Raw genomic sequence first — 26,610 nt, 5'->3', positions numbered from 1 at the left:
GCGGCGGGTTTTCGCGCCGGAAGTAACACTTTCGGCGCACGCTTAGACTGACTTGTTATGAGGCCGACGAGAACTTCAGCGCTCGCGGCGGCGCTGCTGGTCACCGCCGGCGTTTCCGCTGCTTACGCCAATGCGCAACCCAGCACGGAGCCGGCTCCGGCGCCCGCCCCGTCCGAAACGCCCGCACCGGATGGGCAGCCTTCTGCGGAGGCCGCCCCGCCCGGACCGAAGACGACCATCGACGCCGACGGCACCTACGCGGTCGGGACAGACATCGTCCCGGGCGTTTACTCGTCCGCTGGCCCCAGTCCCAACGGCACGGCGTGTTACTGGAAGCGGGCGGCCGGCGACGAACTGCTCGACAACGCGCTCACCAAGAAGCCGGCGGTGGTGCAGATCCTCGCGAACGACTCGACCTTCACGACCAACGACTGCCAGACCTGGGCGCTGACCCCCAATGCCGCACTGCCGCGACAGGCCGGCCCCGCGGACGTCTTGAGTCAACTCGCTCCGCTCATCGGTACCGGCATCTTGAACGGCGGTACGTCCGGTCCGCCTACGGCGGGGTCGGCGCCGGCGAGGTCAGCACCGGCTGCAGGAGCGCCGGTCACGCAGACTCCGACGCAGCACATGCCCCCGACGGGCGCAGCGCCCGGACCGGGGTGACCGCCGACGGCCGAATCCGCGTACCGGCGGACCTCGACGCCGTCACCGCGATCGGCGACGAAGACCACTCGGACGTCGACCCGGCATCGATCGAACGGATCTGGGCGGCCGCGCGGTACTGGTATCGGGCGGGCATGCACCCCGCGATCCAGCTGTGTCTGCGGCACGACGGCAAAGTCGTCCTGAACCGCGCCATCGGCCACGGCTGGGGAAACGGGCCGTCGGACCCGCCCGACGCCGAAAAGGTGCCCGTCACCACGGATACGCCGTTCTGCGCGTACTCAGCGGCGAAGGCCATGACGACGACGGTCGTGCACATGCTGGTGGAGCGCGGCGAGTTCGCTCTCGCCGACCGCGTCTGCGACTATCTGCCGACCTACACCAGCCATGGCAAGGACCGCACCACCATCCGGCACGTGATGACGCACAGCGCCGGTGTTCCGATCTACCGCGGGCCACGCGTGGACCTCAAGCGCATAGACGACAGCGAGTACACCCGCGAACAGCTCGGCGCGCTGAAACCGCTGCACCGGCCCGGACTCGTGCACATCTACCACGGGCTCACGTGGGGTCCGCTGGTGCGCGAGATCGTCTCGGCTGCCACCGGCAGGAACATCCGCGAGATTCTCGCCACCGAAATCCTCGACCCCCTCGGGTTCCGCTGGACCAACTACGGCGTTGCACCCCAGGATGTTCCGCGGGTGGCACCCAGCCACGCCACCGGGAAACCCATGCCCGCACCCATGGAGAAGGTGTTCAAGCTCGCCGTTGGCGGATCGATGCACAAGATAATCCCGTTCTCCAACTCGGAGCGGTATCTCACCAGCGTGCTGCCGTCCTCCAATACCGTGTCGACGGCGAACGAGCTATCGCGGTTCGCTGAGATCCTGCGCCGCGGCGGCGAACTCGATGGAGTGCGGGTGCTGCGGCCGGAGACCCTCAAAGCCGCGACGACGGAGTGCAGGCGGCTACGCCCGGATGTCGCCACCGGTCTGGTGCCGGCACGCTGGGGAACCGGATACCTGTTGGGCTCCAACAGGTTCGGTCCGTTCGGCCGCAACGCGCCCGCCGCCTTCGGCAACCTCGGCCTGAGCAATATCGCGGTGTGGGCCGATCCCGAACGCCGGCTGGCAGCTGGTCTCATCAGCAGCGGCAAGCCAGGTGCGCACCGGGAGGCCAACCGATACCCGGCGCTGATGAACCTCATCGCCTCCGAAATGCCGCGCGGCTGATCAGACGGTGGGCTGGTTGTCCCGCACCCCGCGGTAGATCCCGCGCCGCACGATCAACGACATCAGGATCCGCTCGAACGACCATGCGGGGAACCGGAACGGCCTTCCGTTCGGCGCAAACACCTCGAGGCCGTCGGACTGGATACCGAGAATCGAACCCCACCGCCTGCTCGCAGGACGGAAGGAGCGCAGCGGCTGATCGGCGAACTCGGCCATGATGTTTCGCGCGAGCAGACCGTCGGCGCGGTTGCGCGCCGAACTCCGCAGCGGATCAGTGGCGGCGACGTCGCCGATCGCGAACACACCGCGGTGACCGGGCACCCGGAGCTCAGGGGTGACGCGAACGAACCCGTGCTCGTCGAGCAACTCCGCGGGCAGCCAGTCCGTGTTGGGCCGAACCCGGCCGATCGCCCACAGCACGGCGTCCGCGGATGTGGCCGGTTGTCCGGTACTGAATTCGACTGGCGCACTTGTGATGTCGTCGAACTCAAAGCCTTCGGGGACGACCGCGCGGTGGCCGGGATGCAACCGCACGCCCGCCTCGACCAGCCTCTTGCGTACCTGCTCCCAAGCCCGGTCGTGGTGGTGTTCCAGCGCCCGCTCGCCTGGGAAGTACAGCGCGACCGACTTTGCCGGCCACGTTCTGGCCAGGTTGTACGCACTGCTCACCGCGGCCGCACCGCCGCCGATGACGATCATGGATTCGGCAGCGGCCATCCGGTCGTGCGCGGAGCGCAGCCCGCCGACGATCTCATCGGCCGTCTGCAGATCGGGCCTACGCCAGAAGCCGTTCGTGACTCCCGTCGAGATCACCAGCGCGTCATACGGTTCGGCGGAGGCGATACCGTCGGGACGGTTCAGAAAGACCTTGCCCGCTTCGAGGTCGACACCGGTGAGCGTCCCCTGGACGGTGCGCACCCGGTCGAGACCGCGGAACCTGTCGAACGGGATCCAGTTGTGCCGTGCCCACTCTGCGGGTCGGGACAGCCGCCAACCCAGCTCCTGCCCGCTGACCAGGCCCGGCTTGGACGAGATGCCGACAACCTCGGCGTGCTTGGCAAGCTTGATCGCGGTCAGCACACCGCTGTCGCCGAGCCCGGCGATGACCACGCGTCGCATCCGGTCACCATAGCCGGGCTAGGTATTTTCGTGCGACGGGCGCGGCGACTATTCCGATGGGGCGTCGATGCGGACCCGGTACATCTTCGGCCAGTACTTGCCGGTGATCAGGTACTCGTCGCCGTCGATGTGGGCAATGCCGTTCAACACCTTCTGATTGTCGCGACCGGCGTTTCCTGCCAGCTCACTGGCGTCCACGACGGTGTTCACCTCACCGCTCCCAGGGTCGATCCGCACGATCGTGTCGGACGTCCAGACGTTCGCCCACACCTGGCCATCGACGCATTCCAGCTCATTGAGGTTTGTCAGCGGGTCGCCGTCGCGCGTGACCGCAACCGAACCCGTCTCGGCGAACGTCTCCGGATCGTGGAAGAACAGCCGGTCGGACCCGTCGCTGCGGACCAGCCGATCCCCGTCGGCACACAGCCCCCAGCCCTCGCCGTTGACCGGTACCTCGCGCAGCGGGGTCATGGTGTTCTTGTCCCACTCGACGGCCACCTTGTTCTGCCAGGTGAGTTCCCAGATCCGGTCGCCGACGACAGTGATGCCCTCGCCGTAGTAGTTGTTGGGCGCCGCGGCAGCGCGCAGGACCGCGCCCGTTTCCGGGTCCAGTTCGCGCACCTGCGAGGCGCCCGCGACACCCGTGCCCTCGTAGAGCCTGGGACCGTCGAACTCCAAGCCCTGAGTCCAGGCCGTCGTGTCGTGCGGCATCTCGGCGAGCACCTCGGGCGTGATCGTCGGCACCGGACCCTCCGCCGTGGTGGTCTCGCTGGGTGTAGCTCCGCCTCCGCAGCCGGCGACCAGCACGCTCACCGCGGCTGCCCAGATGATGCTGTTGCGCATACCTATAGATACCCGTCCTCACGGTGTGACGGCGTCGATCGCCCGGTAGATCCGCTTCTCGCTGACCGGCCGGGGGGTGCCGAGCTGCTGTGCCCACAGGCTGACCCGCAGCTCCTCGATCTGCAGGGCGATGTCGCGGATGTCGTCGGCGCCCGCGCGGGTCGGCGACAGCGCCCCGATCAGGTCGTCGAGGGCGTCCTGGACATCGTGCACGCGCTGCATCCGTTCGCGGTCCGCACCGACGGCGTGCGGCAGCCGCTCGAGTCGCCGGTTGATGGCGGTCAGATAGCGGGTGAGGTCGGTGAGCCGCGTGGCCCCGGTGGCGGTGACGAAGCCTTTCGGCATGAGCCTGGCGAGCTGGTCGCGAATGTCGGCGATCGCGTCGGCCTGCGTCGGCGGCGGCGTGGCGGGCAGCGCGAGGTCGACGTCGTGGGCCGCGGCGAGCACCCTCTCGACCTGGCCGAGGATCGCCCGCGTCGTGGGTAGCAGTTGTTCGGCGACGCGGCCGCGCAGCGCGGCGAAGTCGGCGCGGGTCCACACGGGTACTGGCGCCAGCCGGTCGGTCGCCGCGTCGGCGCAGTCGTCGAGCAGCGCCGTGAGCGATCCGTCGGGGTTCGCGCCCAGCACCAGCCGGGCGCGCGGATCCAGTTCGCGCTCAAGGCTCTTCACTGGCGAGGGTGCATCCAGTCGCAGCAGCCTTCGGATGCCAGGCACCATCGCCGCCGCCTGCTCGGCCTCGGTCGGGAAAACGCGGATGTCGACCGCGCCTCCCGTGTCGACCAGTGCGGGGAAGCCACGCACGGCGTGCGCGCCGCTGGCGCGTTCGACGGTGCGGGGTAGCTCGTCGAGATCGTCGGGCCACGTCCGCAGGCCGGTCCGTTCCAGCTCTCCTGCAACCGCTTCGGCGACGGCACGACGAATCGGCGCGGCCAGCTGGGTCTGCAGGGCCTCGAGGTCCTTGCCGCGCGCGACCTCCTTGCCGTCGGACTCGACGGCGAAGGTGACCCGCAGGTGGGGCGGCAGCTTGTCGAGGTCGAACGCGTCGATCGGCACGAGCACTCGGGTCAGCCGGTGCAGTTCACGCTGGAGGGCCTGCAGTATCGGTTCGCCGTCCGGCGCGATCGAGGCGAGCACGGCGCGCGCGGTGTCCGGTGCGGGAACAAAGTTGCGGCGCAGGTCCTTTGGCAGTGACTTGATCAGAGCGGTGATCAGCTCCTCGCGCAACGCCGGTACCTGCCAGCTGAATTCGTCACCGTCGAGGCGGGCCAGCACCTCGACGGGTACGTGCACCGTCACACCGTCGTCCTCGGCGCCCGGTTCGAAGCGGTAGGTCAGCGGCAGCGACAGCTCGTCGGCCTGCCAGGTATCCGGCCCCTCGACGGCCGCGTCGTCCTTGCGCAGCAGGTCGTCGCGGGTCAGCGTGAGCAGGTCGGGTGTCTTGTGCCGCTGCTTTTTCCACCACGCGTCGAAGTGCTTCGCCGACACGGAGTTCGCGGGTACACGCGCGTCGTAGAACGCAAAGACCTCGTCGTCGCCGACCAGCAGGTCGCGCCTGCGCGCCTTGTCCTCGAGTTCGGTCAGTTCCGCGCGCAGCCGCGCGTTGTCGCGGAAGAAGTGATGGCGTGTCTGCCAATCGCCCTCGACGAGGGCACGGCGGATGAACAGTTCACGGGCGACCTCAGGCTCCACCGTCGCGTAGCCGACCCGCCGCCGTGGCACCAGCGGCAGTCCGAAGAGCGTCACCCGCTCGTAGGCCATCACGGCGCCGCGCTGTGCGTCCCAGTGCGGCTCACTGTAGGTGCGCTGGACGAGATCGCCTGCGATTCGCTCGACCGTCTCCGGCTGGATCCGTGCGGCGATTCGGCCATACAGCCGACTGGTCTCGACGAGGTCGGCGACGACGATCCACCGTGGCGGACGCTTGGTCAGCACCGAACCGGGAGCCAGGACGAACTTGACGTTGCGTGCACCCTGAAAATCACGAGACTCGCCCTCGCGCAATCCGACATGCGACAGCAGACCGGCCAGCAGCGCCGCGTGCAGCCGCGCGGGATCGGCGGGCTCGTGATCGTCGGACTCCCTGATGCCGAGGTCGCGGGCGATGCTGCGCAGCTGCCCGGTCAGGTCCTGCCACTCGCGGATGCGCAGGTAGTGCAGGAACTCTTCGCGGCACATCCGTCGAAGCGCGTTGCCCGAAAGTTCCTTTCGTTGCTCACCGAGATAGCGCCACAGGTTCAGATAGGAGATGAAATCGGAGTTCTCATCGGCGAACCTGGCGTGCTTCTGACGTGCCGCCTCTTCGCGGTCGGCCGGCCGCTCACGCGGATCGGGGATCGACAGCGCCGCGGCGAGCACGAGAATCTCGCGCACACAGCCTTCCTCCTCGGCCTGCAGGATCATTCGCCCCAGGCGCGGGTCGACGGGCAGCTGCGCCAGGCGACGGCCGATATCGGTGATGGCGCCATTGGCATCGAAGGCGCCGAGTTCCTGCAGCAGGGCGACGCCGTCGCGGATGCTGCGCCGGTCGGGCGGGTCCAGAAACGGAAACGTCTCGATATCACCGAGATTCAGCGCCGCCATCTGCAGAATGACTGCGGCCAGGTTGGTCCGCAGAATCTCCGGATCCGTGTAGCGCGGACGCGACTCGAAATCTTCCTCGGAGTAGAGGCGAATGCACACACCGGGTGCGGTGCGGCCAGACCGGCCGGCGCGCTGGGCGGCCGACGCCTGCGAGATCGGCTCGATCGGCAACCGCTGCACCTTGGTCCTTCGGCTGTACCGCGAGATCCGGGCGGTGCCGGGGTCGACGACGTAGCGGATGCCGGGCACCGTCAGCGAGGTCTCGGCGACGTTGGTGGCCAACACGATTCGCCGCGCGCTCTGACTGGGCTGAAAGACCCGCTGCTGTTCGGCGGTGGGCAGGCGCGCATACAAAGGCAGCACCTCGGTGTTCTTCAGGTGACGTAGAGCCTCTGCGGTGTCGCGGATCTCGCGCTCACCCGACAGGAACACCAGGACGTCACCCGGCGGTTCGGCAGACAGTTCGTCGACGGCGTCGACGATGGCCTCGGTCTGGTCGCGCAACTCGGTACGCACCACTTCGTGGTCGGGATCGTCAGGGTCGTCGGACTCATCGGCCGCCACGGCGACTTCCAGTGGCCGGTACCGGATCTCGACCGGATACGTCCGCCCCGACACCTCGACAATCGGTGCTCCGCCGCTGGGCCCATGTTCGGCTCCGCCGAAGTGCGCCGCGAAGCGCTCGGGCTCGATCGTCGCGGAGGTGACGATCACCTTGAGGTCGGGCCGTCGCGGCAGGAGCTCACGCAGATAGCCGAGCAGAAAGTCGATGTTGAGGCTGCGCTCGTGCGCCTCGTCGAGGATGAGCGTGTCGTACCGCAGCAGTCGGCGGTCGCGCTGGATCTCGGCAAGCAGGATGCCGTCGGTCATCAGCTTCAGCAGGGTGCGGTCACTGGCCTGGTCGGTGAACCGCACGGTGTAGCCGACGGCCTCACCCAGCGGCGTGCCCAACTCGTCGGCGATGCGCTGTCCGACCGTGCGTGCGGCGAGGCGGCGTGGTTGCGTGTGGCCCATCGTGCCGCGGATACCGCGGCCGAGTTCGAGGCAGATCTTCGGCAGCTGCGTCGTCTTCCCCGAGCCCGTCTCCCCGGCGACGATGACGACCTGGTGGTCGATGATCGCCTTGGCGATCTCGTCGCGGCGCGCGCTGACCGGAAGGTCGGGATAGGCGATCGCCGGCACCGCGGCCAGCCGAGTCGCGATCAGGCCTTCGCCCGCGGCGATCTGGTCGGCGATCGGCCGCAGTTTGTCGGGCCCGGCGCCGCGAAGGTTCTTGAGACGCCTGCCAAGGCGTGCCGCGTCGCGGATCGTCAGGCCGTCGAGGCGCTGGCGGAGCTCAGCGGCTGACAGCTCGGACATGGATCAGGAGTCGGGTGACCAGTAGGCGAGCATCTCGGCGAACGTCTGGAACGCCGGTACGGACACCCCATACGTCGCCTCGAGATGGATGCTGATCGGGAACCCCAGCTCGCCGACCCCGTCGACCACCCGCTTGTACAAGTCGACCATCAGCAGCCGCTTCTCCGCGGGCTCGGTGGCGGCCAGCTGCCTGACGAACTCCTGCTCGGCGGCGACGGCGACGTTGCCCTGGTCCTGGATCAGCCAGTTGATGAGGCCGACGTTGGTCTCCACCTTCGGCACGAAGCCGAACGACAGCAGGATCTCGGGCCGATGGTCGGTCTCCTTCGCGAAGTTGCGGAGGAACCCGACGATCGCGTCGGAGTACAGCAATTGGGTCATGCCGTACGTCGCGCCCTGGTCGCACTTGAAGTTGAAGCGACCGTGTTCGCCCTCGCGGGTCGGGATCAGGATGACGCCGCGGTTGGGCACCAGGTCGTCGTAGATCGACAGGGCGTCCGTCGGCGCAACGCCGGACCCCTCGCCGTCGTTCATGGTGCGCGGCACACCGACGAAGGCGATGCCGTCGAATCCCGCGGAACTCAGCTTGGTCAGCCGCTGACGCAACGCCGCTTTGTCCAGGAACGCGGTCACCTGGGTGCACAGGCCGTTCATCGCGCTCAGCTCGGGCCTGATCTCGTTCCAGAAGTCGAGGACGTCCATCTTCGGCTTCATCTCGATCGGCCGGTCGTCGTCCTCTTCGATCATTCCGGGAATCATCACGTGGCGGATCCGGCCCTGCAGGCCGGTCTCGGCAGCGCACCTCAGCACCTTGTGTGCTTCCTCGAGCGCCCGCTCATGCCCGTTTTCGACGTTCGGCGGGACGAGCTCGAGCGCGATGGTATTCAGCGTCACCGAACTGCTCCCTGATCGAATTCCGACGTCCCTTGGCGCGTCGGGTCCCCGATGACCGCACGCATTTGCCGGGGACCTCACCTTACAGACCGGGCCTGTCACCGTCCGTAGGCTGGGTGGCGTGAGCGTTGCACCCGACACGGGCTCCGATACGCCGATCGCCCTGGCCGACCGCTTCGCGCGCGAGTTGCCCGAGCTGGCCGTCCGCTGGCAGGCCGAAGCCGCGCCCGAACCTCGGCTACTCGTCCTCAACGAGCCGCTGGCCACCCAACTCGGCCTCGACGTCCGCTGGCTGCGGGGCCCCGACGGGGTGCGGTTCCTTACCGGCAACCTGGTCCCCGACGGTGCCGCGCCGGTGGCCCAGGCCTACTCCGGACATCAGTTCGGCGGCTATGTTCCCCGCCTCGGCGACGGGCGGGCACTGTTGCTGGGCGAACTCGCCGCGCTCGACGGCGGCCACCGCGACCTCCACCTCAAAGGTTCGGGCAGAACGCCGTTCGCCCGGGGTGGCGACGGTCTCGCGGCGGTGGGACCGATGCTGCGCGAATACATCATCAGCGAGGGGATGCACGCGCTCGGTGTCCCGACCACCCGTTCGCTTGCGGTGGTCGCGACGGGTCGCCCGGTGCAACGCGAGACCCCGCTGCCCGGCGCCGTGCTGGCCCGCGTCGCGAGCAGCCACCTGCGCGTCGGCACCTTCCAGTACGTGGCGGCCGGCGGTGACGAAAGCCTGCTGCGGCGACTGGCCGACTACGCCATCGCTCGTCACTACCCGGATGCGGCCAACGCCGACAATCCCTACCTCGCGCTGTTCGGCGCCGTGGGCGCAGCCCAGGCGGCGCTGATCGTGCAGTGGATGCTCGTCGGCTTCGTGCACGGCGTGATGAACACGGACAACATGACGATCTCCGGCGAGACCATCGACTACGGGCCGTGCGCGTTCATGGAGGCCTACGACCCGGAGGCGGTGTTCAGCTCGATCGACTCCTGGGGCCGCTACGCCTACGGAAATCAGCCATCGATCGCGGGCTGGAATCTTGCCCGGTTCGCCGAAACGCTGCTGCCGCTGATCGACGGCGATCAGGACCGGGCGGTGGAGCTCGCCCAGGAGAGCCTCACCGGTTTCGGGGCGCAACTCCAGGCGGCGCTGGCCACCGGGATGCGCGCCAAGCTCGGGCTGAACGACGGCTCGGATGAGGAGGTCGCGACGCCGTTGATGAACGACGTACTCGCGCTGCTCGCGGAGAGCCACGTCGACTTCACCTCGTTCTTCCTCAACCTCGGCAAAGCGGCCCGCGGCGACACCGAGCCGGCGCGCGGCATGTTCATGAACCTCGCCGGGTTCGACGAATGGCTCACGCGGTGGCGAGCGTTGAACCCGGACGCCGAGCTGATGGATCGGGTCAACCCGATCTATATTCCGCGCAATCACCTCGTCGAGGAGGCGCTGGCTGCGGCCACCGACGGCGACCTGACTCCGATGGAGCGTCTCCTGGAGGCGGTGAGCGCACCGTACGACGAACGTGCCGGCCTGGAGCGCTACGCCGAACCCGCACCCGAGGACTTCGGTAAGTACCGAACCTTCTGCGGGACGTGACCTACGCGATATCGGGTTGCGGCGCTGCGACGTCGCCGCCTTCGACGGCCAGATGGGCGAGTGCGAAGCGCAGCCGCTTCCTGGCGCGCGACACCCTGGACATGACCGTTCCGATCGGCACCTCCATCAGCACCGCTGTCTCGGCGTAGGTGTAGTCCAAGACGTCGGCGTAGTAGATCGCCGCGCGTGATCCCTCGGGCAACGTGGCCAGGGCCGCCTTGATGTCGTTGTCCGGCAACGCATCCAGGAACTGCGCCTCGGCAGATCGCGGAGCCTCGGCCAGCCTCGCGACCCCGTCCCACACCTGGCCCTCGGTCACGTCGTCGATGCAGATCTCGCATGGCCGACGCTGCTTGTACCGGTACCCGCTTACCCAGCGGTTGTACAGGATCCGGAACAGCCAGGCCTTGAAGTTGGTTCCGCCCGCGAAGGTGTCGAACCCCGCGTACGCGTGTAACAGGGTGTCCTGCAGCAGATCCTCGGCATCGGCGTCGGAGCGGGTCAGCCGGCGCGCGCCCCTGGACAGCATGTCGTGCAACGGCTGGACTTCGGTGCTGAAGCGTGCGGCGAGATCGGTGTCGGACTCGGGCTTGGTGGTGACTACCTTCATGATGACCCTCCAGGTGCACGGCTTGGACTCTGCAAATGACCCTCGCGCCTGGGACTCCGTAGCGGACCCTTGCAAACCCGTAGTCGACGAATCCGTAGTCCGTAGTGCGGGCCCTACCCTGCCGCACCGGCGGGCACGTTGCGGAAGCTGATCGCCAGCCGGTTGTAGGCGTTCATCAGACTGATCGCGATCGTCAGGTCCACCAGTTCCTTGTCTTCGAAGTGCGCCGAGACGGCTTCGTAGTCGCTGTCGGGTACACCCGTCGTCGACACGCGGGTCACCGTCTCCGCCCATGCCAGAGCAGCCTTCTCACGTTCGTCGAACAGCTGTCCCGCCTCGTGCCACACCGGCACCAGCGCGATCTTCTCGCTGGAGACCCCGAGTTCGCGCAACTCGCGGGAATGCATATCGATGCAGTAGGCGCAGCCGTTGATCAGCGACACCCTCAGGTTCACCGCAGCCAGCAGTTCCGGGGCAAGACCCGACTGACTGACGTAGGCATTGGTGCCGGCAAGCACTTTCACGCCGCGGGGAGCAACTTCTGCGTAATTGATTCGTTGAGTCATGACATCCAGCCTGGCGACCAGAGCGCGAAAACGGACCCTGGAAAATCCGTAGTCTTCGGCCGGCCGGCTTTGCGAAGGCCCTGCGCCTAACCCTCGATGAACGTCACCGTCTCGTCCAGCGACGCCCGCCCGTTGTCGACGAAATCGACCGACGGGTCCTCGTACCCGATCGACATTCCGCAGAACAGCATGAGTTCCGGCGGCGGCTGGGTCACCGCGTCGACCGACTTGCGCACTTGCGACCACGCCATCTGCGGGCAGCTGTGCAACCCCTCGGCGCGCAGCAGCAGCATCACGGTCTGCAGATACATGCCGAGGTCGGACCATTGCGGCATGCCGAGATCGCGGTCGATGTAGCAGAACAGCGCCACCGGAGCGCCGAAGCACTCCCAGTTCCCGATCGCGGCCCGCGTCCGCGCCTCCCAGTCATCGCGCGCGACGCCGAGAGCGGTGTAGCGGTCCCTGCCGAACGCCGCCCGACGCTCCCCGTACGGCGACTTCAATTGGGGCGGGTACATCACGTACTCACGCTCGTCCCACGGGTCGCCGGCGGCCACCCGCTCGGTGGCGACCTTCTTGAGCTGTGCCAGCGGCTCTCCGGTCACCACGTAGATGTTCCACGGCTGGATGTTCGATCCGGACGGCGACCGTGCCGCCGCCGACAGCACGCGTTCGATCACCTCACGCTCGACGGGCTGGTCGGTGAAGCCGCGCACCGCCCGCCGAGTCTTGACCGCCTCGTAGACGTCCATCGCTAGGCCTTTGCCGCCGCTTCGAGAATCCACTCCTGCAACCGGCTGTCGAACAGCGTGGCCCCGTCGGCAGGGACCAGGGTGCGTTCTTCGAGGGCGATGCCCCAATAGCGCGCCCCGGGGTCGGCGATGACCGTGCGGCTGTCGCCGCGTGCGGTCAGCGAGGTGCTGATGGCGTCGGAAAGCAAGACTGCCTCCGGCCCACCGATTTCGACGATGCCGTTCACCGGCTCGTTGACCGCGGTGATCGCGACACCCTCGGCGACGTCGACGCCGGCCATCGGCTGGAACAGGGCGGGCGGCACCCGCACCACGTCACCTTCGGTTGCGGAGTCGGCGAGCGTCCTGATGAACTCGAAGAACTGCGTCGCGCGGACGATGGAGAACGGGGTGGGCCCCTCGCTGATGAGCTTCTCCTGCAACAGCTTTGCCTGGAAGTACCCACTCTGCGGAGCCAGCCGATCGGTGCCGACCACCGACAACGCGACGTGATGCCGCACCCCGGCGGCCTTCTCTGCGGTGAGCAGGTTCGTGGTCGCGGTACGGAAGAACTCCAGGGCCGCGTCATCGAGCGTCGGTGAGTTCGACACGTCGACGACGACGTCCGCGCCTGTGAGGACCGCTGCCACACCCTCACCGGTGAGCGTGTTCACCCCGGTCGACGGGGCGGCGGCCACGGCGTCGTGACCGTGCTCCTCCAGCGTGTGCACCAGCTTGGAGCCCACGAATCCGGTGCCTCCGATGACGACGATTCTCATGATGTGCCTTCCTGTTGGGTCGTTCCCGTCGCCAGGTATGACCGCCCAGGTGTGGATTCTGTGACAGCCCGGCTCAGCGCACGAGCGGCGCCAAATGGGTTCTGGCGTAGCGGGCGACCGCGTCGTCGTCGGTCACGTCGAGCACTGGAGTGCTGACCTGAACCAGCGAGACGGCCAAGCGGATGTGCAGTTCGGAAACGGCGAGCAGGTCGTCGTCCGGCATCGTCGCGCCCGCCGCGCGCAGCGCTTTGGCCATCGAGGTGGCCGCACTGCTCAGGAAGGCGCTCGCCTCGTCGAACATTCCCGTCACCGCGGTGAAGTCGCTGTCCAACTGCAGGAACCGGCGCATCACCGGTTCGCCGGTGAGCAGCCGGACTCCTTCGCGGAATGCCGCAACCGCGGCTTCGGCGGGTCCGCTGTCGATCGCCACGGTCTGCAGCCGCGCCATCGCGAAATCGAAGGTCTGCCTGCCCAGTTCGGTGACCAATGTCTCCCGGCTGGGGAACCGTCGGTACAGCGTGCTGCGGCTGACACCCGCTTGCCGCGCGATGACCTCCATGCTCAGCCGGCCGACGCCGACGAGCGCCACCTCCTCGGCGGCGGCCTTCAGAATCGCAGCCTCCTGCTCGGTGGGGCTGGCGTTGGTGCGGCGCATCCGGTCAGCCTAGTCAGCGGACGGGCAACCGGCCGGCGGCGCGAACGAATCCAGCGCGACCGAACGATGCACATGGACCAGTTTCTCGTACTCGATTCGATTGCGTGCCAACGGAATCAGCAGCAGCTTGTCGGGGAGTACCCGCCACGCCAGCTGCAGCACGCGGGTGTACAGCGCGAACTCGAGGTCGTGGCGCGACTCCCACCGGAAGCCGGTCAGCTCGCGGATCCCTGGATGCAGGATGCCGAAAGAACACACCTTGAGCACGTGGCCCGCGACCGGGCGCAACACCAGCCACGGCGGCGTCATCAGCCGGCGCAACGGCGCGGGGAGCACCAGGGTCGGCAGGGGCAGCCGGGTCAGATCGAGAGTGACCCTTTGCAGGAATGCGTTGGCCTGCAGTTCATCCCGGACCATCGACTCGTAGTAGTCCTCGGCTTCGGCATAGGTCGCAGGCAACTTCGAGTTCTTGCCCGGCAACTCGAGCGCCGAGAAGGCGTCGAGCAGTTGGGCGTAGGCGAGTTCACGTTCGGCCTCGGACAGCACGATTCCGGTACACGGGGTGAAGGAGTTGAGCACCACGAACATTCCGCTGACCGCGATCCAGTTCCACAGTTTGGGGTCGAGCGCGCTGTAGCGCACGTCGGCGAAGTCGCCGGTGCCCTTACCTCGCACCTCGCGATGCATCGTTTTGAGCCGTTCGGCCTCGGCGACCTTGTCGGTGGCGTCGCCCCAGATGGCGAGCAGTGCCGAAAACCCGCTGCGCACACCGCGATCGGCGAAGTTGGCGGCAAATCGCCCGGTCTTGTCGACCGCGGCCGCCACCGGCACCAGGGCAACCTCATCGAATGCGGCAGCGCCGAAGAAGCCCCCCAGCGTGCTCCCGCTGTGCTTACGGAACTCGACCAGAACGTTCGGCCGCACCGATCCGGTGTCGTACGTCGCGGAAGTCTCGGCAGCTGCGGTCATGGCGCCCTCCGATGTCTCGGTTGACACAAAGACTAGCTATCTGTGTCAACATGTCAATGGCCACCGCTAGGACTCGCCTTCCAGCGTCAGCACCGTGATGTCGGGCGGTGCGCCGATCCGGACGGGCGGCCCCCAGAACCCCGCCCCGCGGGTGACGTACAACTGGGTGTCATCAACGGTCGACAGGCCCGCCAGTGACGGCTGCACCATTTCGACCACGTAGTGAAACGGCCACATCTGCCCGCCGTGGGTGTGCCCGGACAGCTGCAGGTCGACTCCGCGGGCGGCGGCCTCGGACACCATGACCGGTTGGTGCGCGAGCAGGATCGTCGGTCGTGAGTCGTCGACTCCCGCAAGGGCGCGGTCGAAGTCGGGCGGGTCGTCGCGTTGCTCGCCCGCGATGTCGTTGATGCCCGCGAGGTCGAAGGCGGCGCCGCCGCGCCGGATCGCGGTGTTCTCGTTGCGCAGCGTCTGGACTCCGAACCGCTCCAGCTCGTTCAGCCATTCGGCGGTGTCCTCGACGAAGTACTCATGGTTGCCGGTGACGAAGAATGTGCCCTCCGGTGCGGCCAGATCCTGAAACGGTGCGGCCGCGGGCCCGAGTTCGGCCACGGTGCCGTCCACCAGATCCCCGACGATCGCGACCAGGTCGACCTCCGCGGCGTTGATGATCTCGACGATGCGCTCGGTGTGCGCCCGCCCCACCAGCGGCCCGAGATGGATATCGGATACCAACGCGATGCGGAACCCGCCGAACGCGGGATCCAACCGCCGCAGTCGCACCGGAACCCGCAGCAGGTCAGGCGGTCCCAGCGCGGTGGCCGTGCCGACGCCGACCAGGCCGACCGACGCCGCCCCGGCGGCGACCGCACTCGCTCGCGCGAGGAACATCCGGCGATTCAGCGCATGGCGATCGGGCTCGGCAGGCTCTTCGGGTGCTTTTGGTGCTTGCGGTTGTCGCTTGGCCCAGCCACGCAACGCCAGCCGCACCGGCTCGAGCGCGAGCAATGTCAGGAACAGATAGACGAGCACCCCGAACCACAGGTAGCCCGGCCACGCGTACCAGCCGGCCTTGGAGACGTCGGTGAACCGCGGCACGACGAGCGCCGCCAGCAGCAGCACCCACAGCCCGACGAGCGCCGCCGTCAGGGTCCGTCGGGTGCGGCCCGGCCGCGTGGTGTCCTTGACGAACCGCTTCCACACGTAGACGTTCATGAGCGCCAGGACCGCGCTGAGCACCACGATGAACATTGGCCGCCAGCTTAGGCTTAAGCTGCATTGCGCCTGCTCAGAGAGCTCGCGTACAGCCGACGATTTTGGGGGCACGTGTCCAAGCAGGACTATGACGACGAGTTGCGCTCCGAGCAGACTTACGTCGACGGGTTGTACGCACGGCTAGACGCCGAACGCGCGCGCGTGAAGGGCAAGTACAGCGACGCACTCGCAGCCCCGGTGGACCGCATGGACGGCGGCACGCTTGTGGCACGCGACGTCGAGGTGCGAGCGCTGGCCAAACAGGCCACGCGCCTCCAGGTCGCCGACAGCGGTCTGTGCTTCGGCCGGCTCGACAGCGTCACCGGCGAACGTTCGTACATCGGCCGCATCGGAATTCTCGACGAGGACAAGGAGCCGGTGCTGCTCGACTGGCGGGCACCCGCGGCCCGCGCGTTCTACATCGCGACCGCCGCCAGCCCCGAGGACATGCGCCTGCGCCGCCAGTTCCACACCCGCGGTCGGCGGCTCGTCGACTTCACCGACGAGGTGCTCGGCCGTCCCACCGGTGACGAACGTGGGGATGCCGCGCTGCTGGCCGCGATCAACGCACCGCGCGGCGGGGGCATGCGCGACATCGTCGCCACGATCCAGGCCGAGCAGGACGAGATCATCCGAAGCGATCATCTCGGCGTGATGGTGATCGAGGGCGGGCCGGGCACCGGCAAAACCGTGGTGGCGCTGCACCGCGTCGCGTACCTCCTCTACACCCAGCGCAAGCGGATGGAACGCCACGGTGTTCTGGTGATCGGTCCCAACCCGGCGTTCCTCGACCACATCGGCCGCGTGCTCCCCTCGCTTGGCGAGTCCGACGTCGTGTTCATGACCGTCGGCGGCCTCGTGCCCGGAATGCGCGTCACCGCCGAGGACGCCGACGAGGTCGCGCGGGTCAAGGGCTCTTTGAAGATGCTCGACGTGCTGGCCGCCGCGGTCGCGGATCGGCAACGGCTGCCGAAGGATCCGCTGCCGATCGAGCTGGCGGACGTCACGGTGCGCATCGACGCCGACACCGCGGAGTGGGCTCGTGAGGAGGCCCGCACGAGCGGCAAGCCACACAACGACGCTCGCCACGTATTCACGGAGATCATCACCTACGTCCTCACCGAACGCGCCATCGCGCGCATCGGCAGGGGCTGGCTGACCCGGGAGGATCGCGATGCGTGGGAACAACTCCGGACGACCCTGATCGATGAGCTCGCAGACCACAAAGTGTTCACCGCCGCGCTCGACGAGCTCTGGCCGATCCTGACACCGCAGGGCCTGCTCGCCGAGTTGTACTCCTCGCCCGAACGGCTGCGCGCCGCACAGGGCGACGAGGTGCTGCATCGAGTCGATGGACACGCATAGACCGTCTCGGATGTACCGCTGCTCGACGAACTCGTCGACCTGCTGGGCCGTGACACGGTGGCCGACGACGCCGCCGAGCGGGAGCGGAAAGCGGAGACCGCGTTCGCGGCCGGCGTGCTGGACAACATGATCAGCCGCGAGGATCTGATGGACGACGAGGACCATCTGCTCGCCCAGGATCTGCTCTACGCCGAGGATTTGGCGGAACGCTTCACTGAACTCGACACCCGCGATCTCACCGAACGCGCTGCCGCAGACCGGGATTGGACCTACGGGCACGTCGTGGTCGACGAGGCGCAGGAACTGTCCGCGATGGACTGGCGGGTGCTGATGCGGCGCTGTCCGAACCGGTCGTTCACCGTGGTCGGCGATCTGGCCCAGCGACGATCGGCGGCAGGCGCGACGGCGTGGGACACGATGCTCGAGCCGTATGTGCCCGGCCGGTGGGTCTACCGTTCCCTTTCGGTGAACTACCGCACACCCGCGGAGATCATGGCTGTCGCCGCCGCGTTGCTCGCGGAGTTCGCGCCCGACATCCGGCCACCGGACTCGGTCCGCGCATCCGGAGTGCTGCCGTGGTCGCGCCAGGTCTCCGATGACGAATTAGCCAACGCCATACAGGAATTCGTCGACGACGAAGCGCAGCGGGAGGGCACCAGCGCGGTGATCGGGCCACCGGACGTGCCCGGTGCGGTACCGCCGTCGGAGACCAAGGGTCTGGAGTTCGACGCCGTGCTGGTGGTCGATCCGGACCGGATCCTGGCCGCGGGACCGCGCGGCGCGGCCGAGCTTTATGTCGCGCTGACCCGAGCCACCCAGCGGCTCGGTGTGCTGCACCGCGCGGCGCTGCCCACGGCGCTGAGCGGACTCACCTGACGCTATCTCCAGGCGAACACGGGTTGTTCGAGCTCGTCGACCGCGTCGGTGCGGCCCTCGAGGCAGAGCCAGCGCAGCTGCAGCAGGACCGCACCGGTGGGTGCGTGGATGAGGTCATTGCCCAACGGAATCTGCACCACGGGGCGCGGACTCTCGGGGATGGTGATGAACCGCGGCGAATCGTCACGCTGCAACTGATGCAGCCCGACGCGGTAGACGGCCACCACCTCGTCGGGTGCGGGACGCAGGTCTAGCCGGCCGCCGCCCCAGATGACCACCGGGGTGATCACATAACCGGACCGCGTCGGGTAGTCGTCGAGCAGACCCAGCACCGACGACTGCGGCAGCGTGACCCCGACCTCTTCGTCCAGCTCGCGCAACGCCGCGTCGACGGCGTCCTCGCCGGGATCCAGGCGGCCACCGGGCAGCGCCCACTGGGCCGGGTGTGACCTCAGCCGCGACGTCCTTCGGCAGAGCAGAAACGCGGCGCCACCGGAGACGTCGACCATGCGCCCGTCGAGACCCTCTTCCGGCATCGGGCGGCCCCCGATCCAATCGTCGACGGGCGCCGGATCCACCCGGTCCTCGCCGAGCTCGGAGTCGACGAGGACCACGGCGACGGCGGCGTGCCGCTTGGTCGGATCGGTCACGGCGCGGCGCTGATGGCCGGCGAGTCGGACCCGCACCTGGTCGTGGAGCGCGTCGTCATAGGTCACGGTCACCGCTCGACCATAGTAAATATGTATGTGCTATGCATATATACGTGCCGCATTCGCGATACGACCATCTCGATGAGCTGCTGACGCGCCTTCACGTCGCACGTCAGCGGCCGAGTTGGCGTCGGCGGCTCCTCGAGGGAGATCCGGTCGCGAACGTGTCAACGCTGCGCGTGCTGCGGGCCGTCGAGAACTCCGGCGATGGGGCCTCGGTCAGCGACGTCGCCGAGTACATGGCCGTCGAGCATTCGACCGCCAGCCGCACGGTCGGCGCCGTCGTCGCCGCCGGACTGCTGACAAAGGCGTTCGCCACCGACGACCAACGCCGCTGCGTGCTGGTGCTCACCGAACTCGGCCGCAACGCGCTGGCGACGGTGACCGAGCGACGACGCCGGCTGGTCGCCGAGACCATCGCGGACTGGCCCGACGCCGACGTCGACACCCTCGTCGTCCTGTTGGAGCAGCTGACCGAACGCTTCGAAAGCTCGTCGGGCCGATGACCGCGGAAGCCACCACCGCCGCCCCGACCGGGCCCCGCAGCGCTCTGCGGCTGATGTTCGACCCGGTCTTCGGCGCGCTGTTCTGGGGCAAGATGATCTCGGTCGTGGCCGTGTGGACGCACGGCATCGTCGCGGCGATCGTGATGTACGACGCGACGCGATCCGCGCTGATGGTGGGTCTCGTCGGCGTCGTCCAGTTCGCGCCGCAACTGATCCTCAGCCCGACCAGCGGCAAATGGGCCGACACCGGAAACCCCGCTCGGCAGATCCTGCTCGGCCGGGTGCTGTGTGTCGCCGGTTCCGGTTTCACCGCGGCGTGGCTGTTCGTCCAGCCCTCGCAGCAGGGCATGTCCGTGGCCGCGCCCGTTCTCCTCGGGACGCTGCTGGTCGGCTTCGGGTTCGTCGTCGGTGGTCCGGCGATGCAGTCGATCGTGCCGGATCTGATTCGCGACGGCGAGCTCTCAACAGCCATGGCGCTCAACAGCATTCCCATGACGATCGGACGCATCCTCGGTCCTGCGTCCGGTGCCTATCTCGCTGCACATCTGGGGGCGGCGGCCGGCTTCGGCGTCAGCGCCGCTCTGCACCTGGTGTTCGCGGTCGTCCTACTCGTCGTGCGGTTTCCGGCGCCGCCAGTACGGGTGGACGGTACGGACTACCGCGTCCGGGTCGCCCTCAGATACGTGTGGCGCGACCGCCCGCTGCTGCTGGCGTTGATCGCCGTGGGTGCCGTCGGCTTCGCATCCGACTCGTCGATCACGCTCGCCCCATCGATGGCCGATGAACTGGGCGGCGACGCACGTCTGGTCGGGGTGCTGTCGGCGAGCTTCGGCATCGGCGCGGCACTGGGGATGGCGGTGCTGGCGATCATGGGCGGCCGGATGGCGTCGGCGAACGTGTCGGCGATCGGATTGGCGGGCCTGGGTGCGGGCTGCGCCGTGCTTGTGGCCGCGACGGAACCCGCGCTCGCAATCGGCGGGTTCGCGCTGACGGGTCTGGGCTTCGGCTGGGCGATGACCGGGCTGAGCACCGTGGTGCAGGAGCGCGCCCCCGAGGAGTTGCGAGGCCGGATCATGGCGCTCTGGCTCGTCGGCTTCCTCGGATCACGACCGCTCGCCGCCGCGCTGCTCGGCGGAACCGCCGACGCGTTCAGCGTGCACGCGGCGTTCGCCGTCGCCGCCGTGCTGTGCCTGCTGGTCGCGCTGTGGTGCCGACCCTCGAACATCGCCGGCCCGCTGCCCGTCCGGGTTTGATGCCGCGTGGCACACACATCCGGCGACCGTGCCGACGCCAGCATGCTCACCGGGGTCTCGGAGACGGCACTGCTCACGCTGAACGGCAGGGCATTTCAAGCCCGCCACCCGGACGCCATCATCGACGACCCGATGGCGATCCGGCTCGTCGATGCGATCGACTTCGACTTCGACAAGTTCGGCCGCCGCAAGGGTCAGGAGATGGCCCTGCGGTCGCTCGCGTTCGATCGAGCCGCGACGCGCTACCTTTTTCGGCATCCGAACGCCACTGTGGTCGCGCTCGCCGAAGGCCTGCAAACCAGCTTCTGGCGCCTCACCGCTGCCTTACCCGATTACGGATTCCGTTGGATCACAGTCGATTTGCAGCCGATCATCGACCTTCGTCGGCGGCTGCTGCCGGCGTCTGAGCGCATCACCGCCCTCGCGCAGTCCGCGCTGGACTACACCTGGATGGACACCGTGGACTCGAGCGACGGTGTCTTCATCACCGCGGAGGGCCTGCTGATGTATCTGCAACCGGCTGAGGCGATGTCCCTGATCACCGAGTGTGCCCGGCGCTTTCCCGGCGGTCAGATGATCTTCGACCTCCCGCCGGTCATGGTGAAGCGCTTGGCGCCGAAGGGTATGCGCTCGTCGCGACGCTATCGCGTCCCACCGATGCCGTTCAGCCTGTCCCCCGATCAGCTGGCGGATCTGGCCGATACGGTGCCCGGTATCCGAGCCGTCCACGACCTGCCGATGCCCAAGGGTCGAGGCTTCGTGTTCGAGAAGTTGTTCCCGGCCTTCTGGCAGTGGAAGCCGACAAGACAACACCGCGGCGCATACACGCTGCTCGAATTCGGCTGAAGCGACAGCCGTAGGGCAGGCTGGTCCTCGAGATGATCCTGATTGCCCCGCGCCTCGACGACCCCGACGAGCTGTTCACCACGTTCGCGGCGTGGGCCGAGGCGCAGGGCACCGTGCTCTACCCCGCACAGGAGGAAGCGCTGATCGAATTGGTCAGCGGCGCGAACGTCGTGCTCGCAACGCCGACCGGTTCGGGCAAGTCATTGGTGGCGACGGGCGCGCTGTACGCGGCGCTGGCGGCGACGCGGCGCAGCTACTACACCGCGCCGATCAAAGCGTTGGTGAGCGAGAAGTTCTTCGCGCTGTGCGACGTGTTCGGTGCGGAGAACGTCGGCATGCTCACCGGCGATGCCGCCGTCAACGCGGGCGCACCGATCATCACCTGCACCGCGGAAGTGCTGGCCAACATTTCCTTGCGCGAAGGCGCTTCTGCCGACATCGGCTTGGTGGTGATGGACGAATTCCACTTCTACGGCGATCCCGACCGAGGTTGGGCCTGGCAGGTTCCGCTGCTGGAGTTGCCGAAGGCCCAATTCCTGCTGATGTCAGCCACACTCGGCGATGTCACGTTCCTGCGCGAGGATCTGACCCGGCGCACCGGCAGGCCGACTGCGCTGGTGGCCAACGCGGTTCGGCCGGTCCCGCTGCACCACTACTACGCCACCACGCCGATGCACGAGACGATCGGCGACCTACTGCAGACGAAGCAGGCGCCGATCTACGTGGTGCACTTCACCCAGGCGTCGGCGCTGGAGCGCGCGCAGGCGCTGATGAGCGTCAACGTGTGCACCAAGGAGGAGAAGAAGGCGATCGCCGAATTGATCGGCGGCTTTCGGTTCTCGTCCGCGTTCGGGACCACGTTGTCGCGGTTGGTCAGGCACGGAATCGGCGTACACCACGCCGGGATGCTGCCCAAGTACCGACGCCTTGTCGAGCAGCTGGCACAGGCCGGCTTGCTCAAGGTCATCTGCGGCACAGACACTCTCGGCGTCGGCATCAACGTCCCGATCCGGACCGTCCTGTTCTCTGCGCTGTCGAAGTACGACGGCACCCGCACCCGGTTGCTCAACGCCCGCGAGTTTCATCAGATCGCGGGGCGGGCCGGACGGGCGGGCTACGACACCGCCGGCACCGTCGTCGTCCAGGCACCAGACCACGAGGTGGAGAACCTCAAGCAGTTCGCGAAGGTGGCTGAGGATCCGAAGAAGCGGCGAAAGCTGGTGCGGCGCAAAGCGCCCGAGGGCATGGTGCCCTGGAGCGAGACGACGATGACGAAGCTGGTGGACGCCACCCCCGAACCGCTTACCAGCAACATGCGGGTATCGACGGCGATGATCCTCGATGTCGTCGACCGCCCAGGTGACCCATTCGCCGCGATGCGCAGGCTGCTCACCGAGAATCACGAGCCACGCAAGCGTCAGCTGCGGCACATCCGCGAGGCGGTGGGTATCGCCCGGTCGCTACTGCAGGCGGGTGTCGTGGAGCGGCTTCCTGAACCCGAGCCCGATGGGCGTCGTTACCGGCTGACGGTGGATCTACCTCCGGACTTCGCGTTGAACCAGCCGTTGTCGACGTTCGCGCTGGCGGCGGTCGAGGTGCTTGATGCAGAGTCGGAAACATATGCACTGGATGTCGTCTCGGTCATCGAGGCGACGCTGGAGGACCCGCGTCAGATCATGGCCGCCCAGTTGAAGAAGGCGCGGGGTGAGGCCATCGCGGCGATGAAGGCCGAGGGTATCGAGTACGACGAGCGGATGGAACTGCTCGACGACGTCACCTATCCGCGTCCGCTGGAGGAACTGCTGGCGTACACCTTCGAGGTGTATCTGCGGACCAACCCGTGGGCCGCCGATGGTCAGCTGTCGCCGAAATCCGTCGTGCGCGAGATGTGGGAGCGGGCGTTCACATTCCGTGAGTACGTCAGCGTGTACGGACTGACCCGCGCGGAGGGCGCGGTGTTGCGCTACCTGTCGGATGCGTTCAAGGCGCTGCGGTCCGGTGTGCCTGCTTCGGCGCGGACCGAGGAGCTCACCGACATTGTCGAGTGGCTCGGTGAGCTTGTACGCCAAGTCGATTCGAGCCTGCTGGACGAATGGGAGGAGCTCACCAACCCCGACCAGCCGTTGGAGGCGCCGGTCGCGGTGCCGGCCCGGCCGCGCCCGTTGACGGGGAACGAGCGGGCGTTCACCGCGATGGTGCGCAATGCGCTGTTCCGCCGGGTCGAGTTGTTCGCGCGCCGACGGTGGGCTGAGCTCGGCGAGTTGGACTCCGGCTCGGGATGGACGTCGGACCGCTGGCAGGACGTGGGCGATGAGTACTTCGCCGAGCACGACGAGGTCTTCACGGGAGCTGACGCGCGCGGCCCCGCACTGTTGATCATCGATCGTGAGCCCGGCGTGTGGCGGGTGCGGCAGATCCTCGACGACCCTGCAGGCGACCACGACTGGGGCTTTTCAGCGGAGGCCGACCTGGAGGCATCCGACGAGGAGGGCGCCGCCGTTCTTCGCGTGATCGACGCGGGGCGGATGGATTAGTCGTCGGTGGGTGGTGTGGGTTGGAAGGGTGTGTACCACTTCCATTGGGCGCGTTCGCCGGTGGGTCCGCGGTAGGGCGGGACGTCGGGTGGGGGCCGATTCGGCGGCCGGGCAAGGGATCCGGAGCTCAGTCTCTGTCCGGTGCTGTCGGTGACGGTGATGTTGGGGGCGGGTCCGGTGATGGTGATGGCGCCGCGGTGATGGGCCCGGTGATGGTAGGGACACAGCAGTACGAGGTTGTCCAGGTCGGTGGGTCCGCCGTCTTCCCAGTGGATGATGTGATGGGCGTGCAGGCCACGGGTGGCGTGGCAGCCCGGCACTGCGCAGGTCCGGTGGCGGTATTCCAGGGCTCGGCGTAGCCGGCGGCTGATGGTGCGGGTGGTGCGCCCGGCGCCGATGGGTTGGCCGTCGCGTTCGAACCACACCTCACAGGTCGCGTCACAGCTCAGGTATTGGCGATCGCCCTCGGAGAGCAGCGGACCCAGATGCAGCTGGGCGATCTGGTCTTTGACGTCGAGGTGGGCCACGATCGTCGTGTGCTGGCCGTGTGGGCGGCGGGCGGCCTCGGCGTCGAGGCCGGAGTGGACCAGGCTCATGAACGCCTGGCCGTGGGTGGGAAACGGTGGCCGGTGTTCGGCGGGCAGGTCGTCGTTGTCGTGGTCGCGTCGCCATTGCGCGATCGCCGCGTCCAGATGTGACTGTAGGGCGGCGTCGAAGGTGGCGGCATCCAGCTGGGACAGGCCTATTTTCCAGTAGGTGTAGTGGTCATCGCTGTGGGTTTTGGTGATCACCGGCGGATGTTCCGGTTCAGGTTGGGGTTCGGGTTCGGTGTCGCGCCAGGGGTCGGGTTCTGGTGGCAGGGGTGGTTCTTGTTTGAGCGCGGTGTTGAGCTGGCTGACCGTGGCGGATTCGGCCAGGCTCACGTAGTGCGCATCCGATCCCTCACCGGCCTTCTCGGCGATGATGCCGACCTGGTCCAGCGACAACCGACCTTCTCGCAGGCCTGCCATGCACAGCGAAAACTCCTTGGCACGGTGCGCGATAGCGGTGATCTTCTCGGCATTTCTCGTCGAGCTGCCGGTCTTCCACGCCACCAACGCTGAGAGCGAGCGACAGCCGGTCATACCCCACAGCCTGTCGTGCTCCATCTCCGCGACGATGTCCACGATGCGCCCGTCGATGGCGTTGCGCTGACCCATCAACTCACCCAGCTCGCCGAACAACACCTCCAGCCGGTCTTTCGGACGCACCACCGCCGCATCAGGTGTCGTGGTCGTGGACATGACCCCATCAAAGCAGAAGGGTCCGACAAGTCTTGGGCCGCAACATATCAGCGACAATGTCGCTCGCGATCCAGCACCGTCTCGCTCTTGTTCTTCAGCCCGAAGATGTAGACCAGCAAGCTCACACCGATGATCACCCAGCGCGCGGATTTCGGCGGGGAGCAGCTCCGCCCTCGCGATCGCGTTCACCGACGTGTAGCCGGTGATGATGATGTAGCCGACGGCCAGGATGAGGAACGCGGTCGCTGAGCAGTCCGCCCAGCGGCCGTAAGAGCATGAGGAAGATCACGCCCAGCAGGTGGACCCACGTCGCCTCCGACATGTAGGTCGCTGGCGCCCGAACGAGCACGTCGACATCACCGTCATGCTGAACATCGGTGCTGCCTTGGCCGCGACGGTCGGCGAACCGACCGACGACCCCTTTATGGTGTTGGGAACTGCCCTTCGAGTGCTGGTGGGGGCGCGTGTCGGGCCGGTTTGGATGGACGCCGTACTCATGCCGGGGACGCCGGCCCGACGGCCGTCGAGGTCGGAAGGGGTTTGCGCTTCGGCGGCATAAGCGCTTACCTATTCCTGTGGTTCCTGAACTGAATCGTCGTCGCGTCATGCAGATCGCCGGCATCGGCGCGCTTGCCGCCACCGTGTCCGTGCCCGCCGCACACGCTGATCCGCCAGCCGCCAAGTACCTCTTCGAGGACAACTTCGACGGAGAGGCCGGTTCGGCCCCCGACTTCTCGAAATGGGAGCCCGCGTACGAACGCGAGACCATGGAGGACCCCACCTTCTGGGAGTTGCCTGAGAACGTCGGCCAGTACCGCGACGACCGACGCAACCTCTTTGTCGACGGCAACTCCAACCTCGTCCTCCGCGCCGCCAAGGACGGCGACACCTACTACAGCGGCAAACTGTTCGGCAGGTACCGCGGGCCCATCAACACCACCTGGGAGGCTCGGGTCAAGTTCGACTGCCTGACCCCCGGGTGCTGGCCGGCCTGGTATCTGGCCAACAACAGTCCGCAGAACGGCGGCGAGGTCGACATCATCGAGTGGTACGGCAACGGCAGCTGGGCTCCTGGAACCACCGTCCACGCCAACCTCAACGGCGGCGAACACGTCAGCCACACCATCGCACCGGACAGCGCGTGGCACCGATGGCGCACACAATGGACGGAATCGGGCTTCAGCTTCTGGCTGGACCACACCCCTGGTGCGGCACCGTACTTCACCGTCACGCCCGACAGCTTGCCCAATTACCAGTTCAATACGCCCGGATACACGCTGTTCCCGATCTTGGGTCTCGCCGTCGCCGGGTCCGGCGGCGGGGATCCCAGCGGCGGCAGCTACCCCGCGGAGATGCTCGTCGACTGGGTTCGCGTCTGGTAAG

General features: G+C 67.6%; 21 protein-coding genes and 2 pseudogenes. 9 read left to right on the top strand and 14 right to left on the bottom strand.

Annotation, left to right across the window (positions count from 1 at the left end; genetic code table 11):
* Positions 1-57: 57 nt before the first annotated feature.
* Positions 58-666 (top strand): Rv1352/Rv1906c domain-containing protein, encoded by a 609-nt coding sequence (locus G6N36_RS21845; RefSeq protein ID WP_163688917.1) that lies wholly within the window; start codon positions 58-60, stop codon positions 664-666.
* On the top strand, positions 663-1,898 hold the full coding sequence (lipE, locus tag G6N36_RS21840) for a lipase LipE (protein ID WP_163688916.1): 1,236 nt from the start codon (positions 663-665) through the stop codon (positions 1,896-1,898). Before G6N36_RS21845 ends, lipE begins: the two co-directional genes overlap by 4 nt.
* On the opposite strand, the gene G6N36_RS21835 is transcribed toward lipE, so the two are convergent.
* Genes G6N36_RS21835 through G6N36_RS21820 form a run of 4 tightly spaced genes read right to left on the bottom strand, consistent with a single transcriptional unit; the run spans position 1,899 to position 8,693 of the window.
* On the bottom strand, positions 1,899-3,017 hold the full coding sequence (locus tag G6N36_RS21835) for an FAD-dependent oxidoreductase (RefSeq protein WP_163688915.1): 1,119 nt from the start codon (positions 3,015-3,017) through the stop codon (positions 1,899-1,901). It abuts the gene before it with no gap.
* A gap of 48 nt (positions 3,018-3,065) precedes the next feature.
* Positions 3,066-3,860: a glutaminyl-peptide cyclotransferase gene (locus G6N36_RS21830; RefSeq protein WP_163688914.1), complete on the bottom strand. Its 795-nt coding sequence runs from the start codon at positions 3,858-3,860 to the stop codon at positions 3,066-3,068.
* Between the two features lie 18 nt (positions 3,861-3,878).
* A complete protein-coding gene (gene hrpA, locus G6N36_RS21825) occupies positions 3,879-7,799 on the bottom strand; it encodes an ATP-dependent RNA helicase HrpA (RefSeq protein ID WP_163688913.1) in 3,921 nt (1,306 codons plus the stop codon).
* Between the two features lie 3 nt (positions 7,800-7,802).
* On the bottom strand, positions 7,803-8,693 hold the full coding sequence (locus G6N36_RS21820; protein WP_163688912.1) for a mycobacterial-type methylenetetrahydrofolate reductase: 891 nt from the start codon (positions 8,691-8,693) through the stop codon (positions 7,803-7,805).
* A gap of 121 nt (positions 8,694-8,814) precedes the next feature.
* Between G6N36_RS21820 and G6N36_RS21815 the strand changes: the two genes are divergently transcribed.
* Positions 8,815-10,290: a protein adenylyltransferase SelO gene (locus tag G6N36_RS21815; RefSeq protein WP_163688911.1), complete on the top strand. Its 1,476-nt coding sequence runs from the start codon at positions 8,815-8,817 to the stop codon at positions 10,288-10,290.
* Between the two features lies 1 nt (position 10,291).
* Here the strand turns inward: G6N36_RS21815 and G6N36_RS21810 are convergent, their stop codons facing one another.
* The 7 genes from G6N36_RS21810 to G6N36_RS21780 all read right to left on the bottom strand — a co-directional run bounded on the left by G6N36_RS21810 (position 10,292) and on the right by G6N36_RS21780 (position 15,851).
* Entirely contained in the window at positions 10,292-10,900 is a 609-nt protein-coding gene (locus G6N36_RS21810) for a sigma-70 family RNA polymerase sigma factor (protein WP_163688910.1), read from the bottom strand.
* A 113-nt stretch (positions 10,901-11,013) separates the two neighbouring features.
* Entirely contained in the window at positions 11,014-11,466 is a 453-nt protein-coding gene (locus tag G6N36_RS21805) for a carboxymuconolactone decarboxylase family protein (protein ID WP_163688909.1), read from the bottom strand.
* A gap of 86 nt (positions 11,467-11,552) precedes the next feature.
* The gene (locus tag G6N36_RS21800) at positions 11,553-12,218 is read right to left on the bottom strand and encodes a nitroreductase (protein WP_163688908.1); all 666 of its coding nucleotides are present in this window, start codon (positions 12,216-12,218) and stop codon (positions 11,553-11,555) included.
* 2 nt (positions 12,219-12,220) lie between these two features.
* On the bottom strand, positions 12,221-12,976 hold the full coding sequence (locus G6N36_RS21795) for an SDR family oxidoreductase (protein WP_163688907.1): 756 nt from the start codon (positions 12,974-12,976) through the stop codon (positions 12,221-12,223).
* A 73-nt stretch (positions 12,977-13,049) separates the two neighbouring features.
* Positions 13,050-13,631 (bottom strand): TetR/AcrR family transcriptional regulator, encoded by a 582-nt coding sequence (locus G6N36_RS21790; RefSeq protein WP_163688906.1) that lies wholly within the window; start codon positions 13,629-13,631, stop codon positions 13,050-13,052.
* A 9-nt stretch (positions 13,632-13,640) separates the two neighbouring features.
* Positions 13,641-14,600, bottom strand: a complete 960-nt coding sequence (locus tag G6N36_RS21785; protein WP_163688905.1) for an oxygenase MpaB family protein — start codon at positions 14,598-14,600, stop codon at positions 13,641-13,643.
* Positions 14,601-14,666: 66 nt separating this feature from the next.
* A complete protein-coding gene (locus G6N36_RS21780) occupies positions 14,667-15,851 on the bottom strand; it encodes a metallophosphoesterase (RefSeq protein WP_163688904.1) in 1,185 nt (394 codons plus the stop codon).
* A gap of 75 nt (positions 15,852-15,926) precedes the next feature.
* On the opposite strand from G6N36_RS21780, the pseudogene helR reads away from it, so the two are divergent.
* A pseudogene (helR, locus tag G6N36_RS21775) lies at positions 15,927-18,095 on the top strand (RNA polymerase recycling motor ATPase HelR).
* 2 nt (positions 18,096-18,097) lie between these two features.
* On the opposite strand, the gene G6N36_RS21770 reads toward helR, so the two are convergent.
* Positions 18,098-18,817, bottom strand: a complete 720-nt coding sequence (locus G6N36_RS21770; protein ID WP_163688903.1) for an NUDIX hydrolase — start codon at positions 18,815-18,817, stop codon at positions 18,098-18,100.
* Between the two features lie 29 nt (positions 18,818-18,846).
* Here G6N36_RS21770 and G6N36_RS21765 point away from each other — a divergent pair, with 29 nt between their 5' ends.
* The 4 genes from G6N36_RS21765 to G6N36_RS21750 are packed head-to-tail and all read left to right on the top strand — an operon-like array spanning position 18,847 to position 23,944.
* Positions 18,847-19,311: a MarR family winged helix-turn-helix transcriptional regulator gene (locus G6N36_RS21765; RefSeq protein ID WP_163688902.1), complete on the top strand. Its 465-nt coding sequence runs from the start codon at positions 18,847-18,849 to the stop codon at positions 19,309-19,311.
* A complete protein-coding gene (locus G6N36_RS21760; protein ID WP_163688901.1) occupies positions 19,308-20,564 on the top strand; it encodes an MFS transporter in 1,257 nt (418 codons plus the stop codon). Before G6N36_RS21765 ends, G6N36_RS21760 begins: the two co-directional genes overlap by 4 nt.
* A gap of 42 nt (positions 20,565-20,606) precedes the next feature.
* Entirely contained in the window at positions 20,607-21,410 is an 804-nt protein-coding gene (locus tag G6N36_RS21755) for a class I SAM-dependent methyltransferase (protein WP_163690813.1), read from the top strand.
* A 32-nt stretch (positions 21,411-21,442) separates the two neighbouring features.
* Positions 21,443-23,944 (top strand): DEAD/DEAH box helicase, encoded by a 2,502-nt coding sequence (locus G6N36_RS21750; RefSeq protein WP_163688900.1) that lies wholly within the window; start codon positions 21,443-21,445, stop codon positions 23,942-23,944.
* On the opposite strand, the gene G6N36_RS21745 is transcribed toward G6N36_RS21750, so the two are convergent.
* The gene (locus tag G6N36_RS21745; RefSeq protein WP_163688899.1) at positions 23,941-25,227 is read right to left on the bottom strand and encodes an HNH endonuclease signature motif containing protein; all 1,287 of its coding nucleotides are present in this window, start codon (positions 25,225-25,227) and stop codon (positions 23,941-23,943) included. The genes G6N36_RS21750 and G6N36_RS21745 overlap by 4 nt on opposite strands.
* Positions 25,228-25,274: 47 nt before the next feature.
* Positions 25,275-25,540, bottom strand: a pseudogene (locus tag G6N36_RS29950) (MFS transporter); the annotation flags it as partial.
* Positions 25,541-25,832: 292 nt separating this feature from the next.
* Here G6N36_RS29950 and G6N36_RS21735 point away from each other — a divergent pair.
* Complete coding sequence (locus tag G6N36_RS21735) at positions 25,833-26,609, top strand: glycoside hydrolase family 16 protein (protein ID WP_163690812.1); 777 nt, start codon at positions 25,833-25,835, stop codon at positions 26,607-26,609.
* Position 26,610: the final 1 nt, after the last annotated feature.

Source organism: Mycolicibacterium gadium, assembly GCF_010728925.1.
Taxonomy (GTDB): Bacteria; Actinomycetota; Actinomycetes; order Mycobacteriales; family Mycobacteriaceae; genus Mycobacterium; species Mycobacterium gadium.
Note: the sequence above shows the minus strand (reverse complement) of the source record. Positions and strands in the feature narration are given on the sequence as shown.

Excerpts from the sequence above, each read along its gene's own strand:
- G6N36_RS21845 (WP_163688917.1), top strand. The coding sequence starts at position 58 with ATGAGGCCGACGAGAACTTCAGCGCTCGCGGCGGCGCTGCTGGTCACC.
- G6N36_RS21835 (WP_163688915.1), bottom strand. The coding sequence starts at position 3,017 with ATGCGACGCGTGGTCATCGCCGGGCTCGGCGACAGCGGTGTGCTGACC.
- G6N36_RS21830 (WP_163688914.1), bottom strand. The coding sequence starts at position 3,860 with ATGCGCAACAGCATCATCTGGGCAGCCGCGGTGAGCGTGCTGGTCGCC.
- hrpA (WP_163688913.1), bottom strand. The coding sequence starts at position 7,799 with ATGTCCGAGCTGTCAGCCGCTGAGCTCCGCCAGCGCCTCGACGGCCTG.
- G6N36_RS21810 (WP_163688910.1), bottom strand. The coding sequence starts at position 10,900 with ATGAAGGTAGTCACCACCAAGCCCGAGTCCGACACCGATCTCGCCGCA.
- G6N36_RS21805 (WP_163688909.1), bottom strand. The coding sequence starts at position 11,466 with ATGACTCAACGAATCAATTACGCAGAAGTTGCTCCCCGCGGCGTGAAA.
- G6N36_RS21800 (WP_163688908.1), bottom strand. The coding sequence starts at position 12,218 with ATGGACGTCTACGAGGCGGTCAAGACTCGGCGGGCGGTGCGCGGCTTC.
- G6N36_RS21795 (WP_163688907.1), bottom strand. The coding sequence starts at position 12,976 with ATGAGAATCGTCGTCATCGGAGGCACCGGATTCGTGGGCTCCAAGCTG.
- G6N36_RS21790 (WP_163688906.1), bottom strand. The coding sequence starts at position 13,631 with ATGCGCCGCACCAACGCCAGCCCCACCGAGCAGGAGGCTGCGATTCTG.
- G6N36_RS21785 (WP_163688905.1), bottom strand. The coding sequence starts at position 14,600 with ATGACCGCAGCTGCCGAGACTTCCGCGACGTACGACACCGGATCGGTG.
- G6N36_RS21780 (WP_163688904.1), bottom strand. The coding sequence starts at position 15,851 with ATGTTCATCGTGGTGCTCAGCGCGGTCCTGGCGCTCATGAACGTCTAC.
- G6N36_RS21765 (WP_163688902.1), top strand. The coding sequence starts at position 18,847 with ATGCATATATACGTGCCGCATTCGCGATACGACCATCTCGATGAGCTG.
- G6N36_RS21760 (WP_163688901.1), top strand. The coding sequence starts at position 19,308 with ATGACCGCGGAAGCCACCACCGCCGCCCCGACCGGGCCCCGCAGCGCT.
- G6N36_RS21755 (WP_163690813.1), top strand. The coding sequence starts at position 20,607 with ATGCTCACCGGGGTCTCGGAGACGGCACTGCTCACGCTGAACGGCAGG.
- G6N36_RS21750 (WP_163688900.1), top strand. The coding sequence starts at position 21,443 with ATGATCCTGATTGCCCCGCGCCTCGACGACCCCGACGAGCTGTTCACC.
- G6N36_RS21745 (WP_163688899.1), bottom strand. The coding sequence starts at position 25,227 with ATGTCCACGACCACGACACCTGATGCGGCGGTGGTGCGTCCGAAAGAC.
- G6N36_RS21735 (WP_163690812.1), top strand. The coding sequence starts at position 25,833 with ATGCAGATCGCCGGCATCGGCGCGCTTGCCGCCACCGTGTCCGTGCCC.